Source organism: Gordonibacter sp. An230, assembly GCF_002159915.1.
In the GTDB taxonomy this organism is placed as follows: Bacteria; Actinomycetota; Coriobacteriia; order Coriobacteriales; family Eggerthellaceae; genus Rubneribacter.
The window spans coordinates 62,780-69,870 of record NZ_NFJP01000023.1 but is presented as its reverse complement, the minus strand read 5'-3'; the positions used below and the strand labels follow the sequence as shown (position 1 = coordinate 69,870).

6 protein-coding genes are annotated in these 7,091 nt (G+C 63.2%); 1 reads left to right on the top strand and 5 read right to left on the bottom strand.

Going from position 1 to position 7,091, the window contains the following annotated elements:
* Positions 1-15: 15 nt before the first annotated feature.
* Both B5F40_RS11815 and loaP read right to left on the bottom strand, forming a co-directional pair.
* Positions 16-729, bottom strand: a complete 714-nt coding sequence (locus B5F40_RS11815) for a sugar transferase (protein WP_162610969.1) — start codon at positions 727-729, stop codon at positions 16-18.
* A 75-nt stretch (positions 730-804) separates the two neighbouring features.
* Positions 805-1,314, bottom strand: a complete 510-nt coding sequence (gene loaP, locus B5F40_RS11810) for an antiterminator LoaP (RefSeq protein WP_087194481.1) — start codon at positions 1,312-1,314, stop codon at positions 805-807.
* 968 nt (positions 1,315-2,282) lie between these two features.
* Between loaP and B5F40_RS11805 the strand changes: the two genes are divergently transcribed.
* The gene (locus tag B5F40_RS11805) at positions 2,283-3,356 is read left to right on the top strand and encodes a YeiH family protein (RefSeq protein WP_239443035.1); all 1,074 of its coding nucleotides are present in this window, start codon (positions 2,283-2,285) and stop codon (positions 3,354-3,356) included.
* 199 nt (positions 3,357-3,555) lie between these two features.
* On the opposite strand, the gene coaE is transcribed toward B5F40_RS11805, so the two are convergent.
* The 3 genes from coaE to rpsA all read right to left on the bottom strand — a co-directional run bounded on the left by coaE (position 3,556) and on the right by rpsA (position 6,498).
* Positions 3,556-4,155 (bottom strand): dephospho-CoA kinase, encoded by a 600-nt coding sequence (gene coaE / locus B5F40_RS11800; RefSeq protein WP_087194480.1) that lies wholly within the window; start codon positions 4,153-4,155, stop codon positions 3,556-3,558.
* A complete protein-coding gene (mnmA, locus tag B5F40_RS11795; protein ID WP_087194479.1) occupies positions 4,152-5,210 on the bottom strand; it encodes a tRNA 2-thiouridine(34) synthase MnmA in 1,059 nt (352 codons plus the stop codon). The genes coaE and mnmA overlap by 4 nt, the downstream gene beginning before the upstream one ends.
* Before the next feature lie 82 nt (positions 5,211-5,292).
* The gene (rpsA, locus tag B5F40_RS11790; RefSeq protein ID WP_087194478.1) at positions 5,293-6,498 is read right to left on the bottom strand and encodes a 30S ribosomal protein S1; all 1,206 of its coding nucleotides are present in this window, start codon (positions 6,496-6,498) and stop codon (positions 5,293-5,295) included.
* Positions 6,499-7,091 lie beyond the last annotated feature (593 nt).

Below are 7,091 nucleotides of genomic sequence, written 5' to 3'. Positions count from 1 at the left end.
AGACGGCGAGGATCCTCACCTTCCGCCCCCTTCCCCGCCGGCCCCCTCGCGGTCCACTCCCCGCCTGCTCAGCACGACGGCCACGGTGCGCGCGAGGATCCTCGCGTCGAAGGAGAGCGACATGTTGGCGGCGTACTCGCCGTCCAAAAACGCCTTCTCCCCGTCGGAGACGAGGTTGCGCCCGTTGACCTGCGCCCAGCCGGTGAGCCCCGGGCGCACGGCGTCGGCGTTCAGCGGGGCGCGCAGCTCCACGAGGCCCCGCTCCCGGATGATCACCGGGCGCGGGCCCACCACCGACATGTCGCCCTTGAGGATGTTGGCCAGCTGGGGCAGCTCGTCGAGCGACCACCTGCGCAGGAAGGCCCCCGCGGGGGTCATCCACGCCCCCTTGTCGGCGAAGTCCCGGGCGGGCAGGTCCGGCGGCGTCTCCGCGAGCATCGTGCGGAACTTCCAGCACGTGAAGCGCGAGCCGGCCCTGCCCCAGCGCTCCTGGCGGAACAGCACGGGCCCCGGGCTCGTCGCCTTCACGGCGACGGCGCAGGCCAGGAGCACCGGGGAGAGCGCGGCGAGGGCCGCCAGCGAGAGCGCGACGTCGAGGGCGCGCTTGACGTGCGCGTAGCCGCGGCCCGGCACGCGCGACAGCGGCGGCCTCACCGACACGCCGGGGTGAAGGCGCTCGGCCATGGCGGCCCAGCCGTCCGACCCCTCGGAACAGGGCGCTTCCGACATGTCGTCGAGAGCGCCCTCTAATGCTATTCCGTTTTCACTGATATCCATCGTGCTCGCCCGGCAGGCTACTCCCTCTCATTGTTTCCGCACGATGCTCAATCCCAGCTTGGTCGTAATCGTGCGGCCGAACATGCCCATCTCCAGATACGCCGTGCGCTTGCGGCGGTCGATCTTCCTGATCCAGCCCGCATGCCCCATCAGCGGACCCTTCAGGATGACAACCTGGTCGCCCTCCACAACACCCTCCGACACGCCGATTACGCGATGCCCCTTCTCGGTAAAGGCGTCGATCCACGCGACCTCGCGCGGCTCCAAGGGAATGAATCTGCCGTCGCTGCCCAGCACCTTCGCGAACGCAGGAACGCGACGAAGCGCCGATTGCAAATCGGACGCATCGTCGGTCACCACGATCAGGTATCCGGGGAATAGCACGGACGTGCAGGTGCGCCACGCTCCTCGAATGCGCTTTTGCACCTCGTAGCACGGTACAAAGCACTCGTCGAGCACCTCGTCGCCCACCATGCGCTCGATGAGCCGCTGCACAGCGAACTCCCGCCCGGCCATCACCTGGACCACGTACCACATGCCGATCTCCTCGCCCGATCTCCCGGTCGCCCTTCAAAGCGCCCGCACGGAAACCATGGCTTCGCCCTCGCCTCGATAGCAGGCGCGAACAAACGCTCCGATTCCGCAACGGCTATTCATTCCCAAGAAGCTAACGAAACGCACACGTGGCATCGATTTCGCGCATCAAGGTATGTCGAAAAGTCGCGCCCTTGCGGGCGCATGCAGTTTCCTGCGAAGAAGCTGATGAGGCGAACGAGGGACACCCCTCCCCATCGGCCTCCTTGCAGAAAGCTCGCGCAGCTGGTTCCCGTACGACAGCTCATCGACCGAGTCCCTCGCCCAACGGCAGGACAGCATCCCGCTCGCGGCGCCCGATCCCACCTTCGATCACAAGGAGTCGTCAGGACAGCGCTCTGGCGGCGCGCAAAAGCATCCGCAGAAAACGACTTTGTAATGATACTAGGGCTTTTGCGTTTCGACAACTCTCGGAAACCTTCTCTGAAGCCCCCCCCCCCGATTTCTCCATAACTCGGAGGTTGCTCGAACGGATGAGAACCGCCGGGCAATCGCGCATCGACGCAATATCTCAAAACGCGGATTGAAACGAATATAATTTTTTGAACAGGCGTTTTGCAACCCATATTCGGGCAATCGCGTGCAAACGACGGCGCATTTCTCCAACTCAGAGCATTTTCGTCTGGAGATGGGTGGCCATCGAGCCCGGCACATCCAAGAGAGCCGCGCGCCCGATCGAGCGATCATGCCCAAAACCTCCGCACAATTCACATCTTCGACAAGAGAAAGGCAGCCGCAAGCTCGCAGCGTCCTATGGGGCCACATCGTCCCTGAGCAGAAGGGTGCCTACGAGGTCTGAAATCGACAGCGCATGTTATACTCTGCCATCGTTGCGCAAAGACGTGGAGCGCCTAGAGGAAGGACCGATGGTTCCTGCCCTGCAGCGTCACCGCCCGTTGGAAAGGATGAATGTGGCCACTTTGGCGAAAAATCTTCCCGGCCTCACGGTCTGCCTCGCCATTGCCGCGCCTTGCTGGCTCGTCGGGCAGCTGTTCCCCCTCATAGGGGGTCCCGTGTTCGCCATTGTGGCGGGAATGGCCATCGCCGTGGTCTGGAAGCAGCCCTCGCGTCGCCGTACGCAACCCGGTATCGCGCTCGCCGGCAAGAAAGTGCTCCAAGCAGCCGTCGTGCTACTGGGTTTTGGATTGAGTCTTGCGCAGGTCGCCCAAGTAGGATTGACGTCGTTGCCCATCATCTGCTCCACCATTGCCGCAGCGCTCATCGTAGCATACGCCCTGGGCAAAGCGTTGGGCATGCCGGCCGGCATCTCAACCCTCATCGGCGTAGGCTCGTCCATATGCGGCGGATCGGCCATCGCGGCCACCGCTCCAGTCATCAGGGCCAAAGATGGAGACATAGCCCAAGCCATCTCGGTCATCTTCCTGTTTAATGTGCTGGCCGCGCTCATCTTCCCCTCGCTTGGTGAAACGCTCGGCATGTCCAACGAAGGCTTCGGGCTTTTCGCGGGAACCGCAGTGAACGACACCTCGTCGGTAACAGCCGCTGCGGCAGCTTGGGACGGCATGCATCCAGGATCGAACGCACTCGACCACGCCACCATCGTGAAGCTCACCCGCACGCTCGCCATCGTCCCCATTACGCTTGTGCTGGGCATCTGGGCGGCGCGGCAGGAGCGCCGCGACCCCGTCGCACTGGAGGCTCGCAAGAACAGCGTGGTCAAACCTGCGGGCAGGCTGGGAAACTTCAGCTTGCGGCGCGCGCTTCCCCCGTTCATCGTGTTGTTTCTGGCAGCTTCCGTCATCACCACCGCCGCCGCGTCAGCCGGAGCCGATCAGGCGTTGTTCGAGCCGTTCAAAACGCTGTCGAAATTCCTCATCGTCGTGTCCATGGCCGCCATCGGGCTGAACACCGATGTCGTGCACCTCGTGAAATCGGGCGGAAAGCCCATCCTCATGGGGTTTGTCTGCTGGGCGGCCATCACCGCCGTCAGCTTAGGGATGCAGTACGCGCTCGGACTGTGGTAAGGCCGGCATAATGGCCCCATTGTCGCCCGAAACGGTCGGTTCCGCTGCGAAAAACGACCGTTTCGGGCGACAACGCGAAGCGCGCCAACAAGTAACCCAGCATACGAAGAGCCGCCACGGCAAAATGCGGCGAAAGAGTGCTCGCAGCCCGCACATTATCGATGGCGCAAGAAGGGCCCGGCCAGGGCCCCTCGCATCCTTACAGCTCCTTTGAGTACTCTGCCCACCAGGCCAGCACCTGGTTGCGCAGCTCATCGGGAGTGCCGTCGTTGTTGAACACCACGTCGGCAGCTTCGATGCGATCCGCATCGGTGATCTGCTGGGCGATGCGGCGGCGCACATCTGCCTCCTCCCAACCCGCCTTCACCGCGCGCTCGATGCGCATATCGAGCGGCGCAAGCACAGCCAAGACCACGTCCGCGTCGTAAGCAAGCGATGTCTGTCGGTTCTTGAACACGGAGTGCTCCACCACTACTGCCGCATGTCCCTCGCTTCCAAGCTCGGCTACGAGGTCGGTGAACGCCTCCTCGATGCGGGGAAGCGTGATACGGTTGAGCTTGCGGGTTTCTGCTGGACTCACGAACGCCTTCGCCGCAAGCGCGCTACGGACGATCTCGCCGTCAGAGCCGAGGATATCCGCGCCGAACGTATCGACCAGCTCCCTTTTCACCGTGTCCCACATGAGTACGTCATGACCCACCTGGTCGAGATCGATATAGGGAAGTCCCTGGTCAACGAGCGCCTTGCGAGCAGTTGATTTACCCGCGCCCATGCCGCCGATGATGAACAGCTTCCTCATGCTTGCTCTACCTCCTCGATCATACCGCCTCCGAGCACGGTGTCGCCCTCGTACATGACGGCGTACTGGCCCGGCGCCGTCATCGGCTGGGCTTCGCGCAGCACGATCCGCACGCGCCGACCACCTTCCGGCTCTATGATACACGGAGCGGCGCTGCTTCGGTAGCGAAGTTTTCCCATGGCCTCGCGAGGCTCGATCAGCCCATCAAGCGCCTGCCAGTTCACATCCCCCACGTGCACGGCCTTCATGAGCGCTTCGTTGGCAAACCCCACCACCAACCGGTTGAGCGCGATGTCCTTGCCCACCACGTAATACGGCTTCGCTGCGGCGATGCCGATGCCCTTGCGCTGCCCCACCGTATAGTTCGGCAACCCCGTATGGCGTCCCAGAATACGCCCCTTGCGATCCACCACATCGCCCGACTCGCTCGCCACGCAGCGGTTGCGCAAGAAATCGCGATAGTCGCCTTCCACGAAGCAATTGTCCTGGCTTTCCGGTTTTTCGGCTACGGGCAGCCGCAAGTCGGCCGCAATGACGCGCACTTCCGCCTTCGTGATAGCGCCAAGCGGGAGCACGAGGCGCGCGAGCTGCTCCTGCGAGAGCAGCGCAAGCATGTAGCTTTGATCCTTGCGGGCGTCAAGCGCGGTCTTCACCACGAAGCGTCCGGTCGCCTGATACCGTGCGATGCGCGCGTAATGGCCAGTGGCCACCTGATCGCAGCCAAGCTCGCTCGCAACTTCCAAAAGCTCTGGCAGCTTGCAGGAGGCATTGCACCCGATGCAGGGACTCGGCGTGAAACCGCATGCGTACGATTCAACGAAAGGAACGACCACTCGACGCTCGAACGCGTCAGAACAATCGCGCTCCACGTGCGCGATGCCGAGCCGCTCGCACACGGCAGCGGCGTCGGAAGCAGCAGCGTCGGACGCCTCGCCATCATGGAAGCGGCAGGTCACCCCCACTACTTCGTACCCGGCACGCATGAGCAGCGCCGCCGACACCGCGCTGTCCACGCCGCCGCTCATCCCGAGCGCAATGCGGCCCTCACGCGCCATGCCCTTCCCCTTTCCTGTCGGCTCCATACGAAAAACGGGGCCGACGTGCGTCGGCCCCGTTTCGCGAACATTACGCAAGAAGCTACTCCGCAGCCTGCTCCTCGGCAGGAGCATCCTTCTTCTCGGTCTTCTTCTTGGCCGGCTTCTCCTCAGCCTGGATGGACTCGTCCACCTCGATCTCGAAGCCCAGCTCGGCCGCAGCGGCCTTCATGGACAGGGAGATGCGACGACGCTCGGGGTTGATCTCCATGACCTTCACCTTCACCGCGTCGCCCGCCTTCACAACCTGGGCCGGAGTATCGATGTGGCGCATGGCCATCTCGGAGATGTGCACGAGGCCCTCGATGGACTGGCCGAGCTCGATGAACGCGCCGAACGGCACGATCTTCGTCACCTTGCCGTCGACGATGGAGCCCACCGGGTAGCTCTCGACGAGCTTGATCCACGGATCCTCCGTCGTCTGCTTGAGACCGAGCGAGATGCGCTCGCGCTGCAGATCGACGTCGAGCACCTCGACCTCCACCTCGTCGCCCACCTTGACGACCTCGGAGGGATGGTTGACGTGGTTCCAGGACAGCTCGGAGATGTGCACCAAGCCGTCGATGCCGCCGAGGTCGACGAAGGCGCCGAAGTCGACGATCGAGGAGACGGTGCCCTTGAGGCGCATGCCCTTCGACAGCTTCGCCAGGATCTCGGCGCGCTCGTTCTTGCGGCCCTCCTCCAACAGCACGCGGCGGGACAGCACGACGTTGTTGCGGTTGCGGTCCATCTCGATGACGCGGGCCTCGATCTCGGTGTTGAGGTACATATCGAGGTCCTTGACGCGACGGAGGTCGACCAGCGACGCCGGCAGGAAGCCGCGCAGGCCGATGTCGAGGATCAGGCCGCCCTTGACGACTTCGATGACCTCGCCCGTGACCACTTCGCCGGCCTTGAACTTCTCTTCGACGCGGATCCACGCACGCTCGTACTCGGCGCGCTTCTTGGAGAGGATCAGGCGACCGTCCTTGTCCTCCTTCTGGAGCACGAGGGCTTCGATCTTCTCGCCCAGCTCCACGATGTCGGACGGGTCGGCGTCCTTGCGGATGGACAGCTCGCGGGAGGGGATGACGCCCTCGCTCTTGAAGCCGATGTCCACGAGCACCTCGTCATGCTCGATCTTGACGACCGTGCCGTCGACCAGGTCGCCCTCGTCGAACTCGGTCAGCGTGCCGTCGATCATCGCGTTCATGTCGGCGTCGGAAATGTCCTCGAAGTCGATGACGGACGTGTTCTTGATGTCGGTCAAAACGGACCCCTTTCAATTCCTTCTCGTCGGGGACCCTTCGTCATGATTGATTGCTCATACCATGTTCGCTCGTGCAAGAAACTTGCCGTCCAGCAGTGCAACAAACATGTCTCGGGGGCCTGCAATACCGTTCGCTTGCAGGGTTGTCCTACAAGCCGTATTAGTATAGCACAGCCGTCGCGAAGCGCATGCTCGTTTTCGTGGCACGCACGAGATTTTCTTTTGCTCTGCGACCCTCCGCGCAACGGAATGCCCATCGGCCTATCTCGCCGTCCTGCCTGCGAATGAAGACAGGATCTCGAAGCTCGCGCTTAAGCGGCACCCGAACCCTCGATGCGCCCGCTTCGTCCCCGACCACGCGAAACCGCCGCACCCCGCCCCCCTCCTTCCGCACGCAAGCCAGCACACCCTTTTTCACATGAAAAATGACAGCCCTTTCGCGAACAGGTAAGAAGATGCCCTCGCGCCACGCTCGCAGACGGCCTTCAGAGGTCGGCGCGCGCCGAGACGGCCCAAGCCGAAGCGGGCCCTCTGTGCGCTTTGGTTCAAGAGGCCCTTCAGCGGCGAGCGCTGCGGCATCGAGAGAGAAGCCG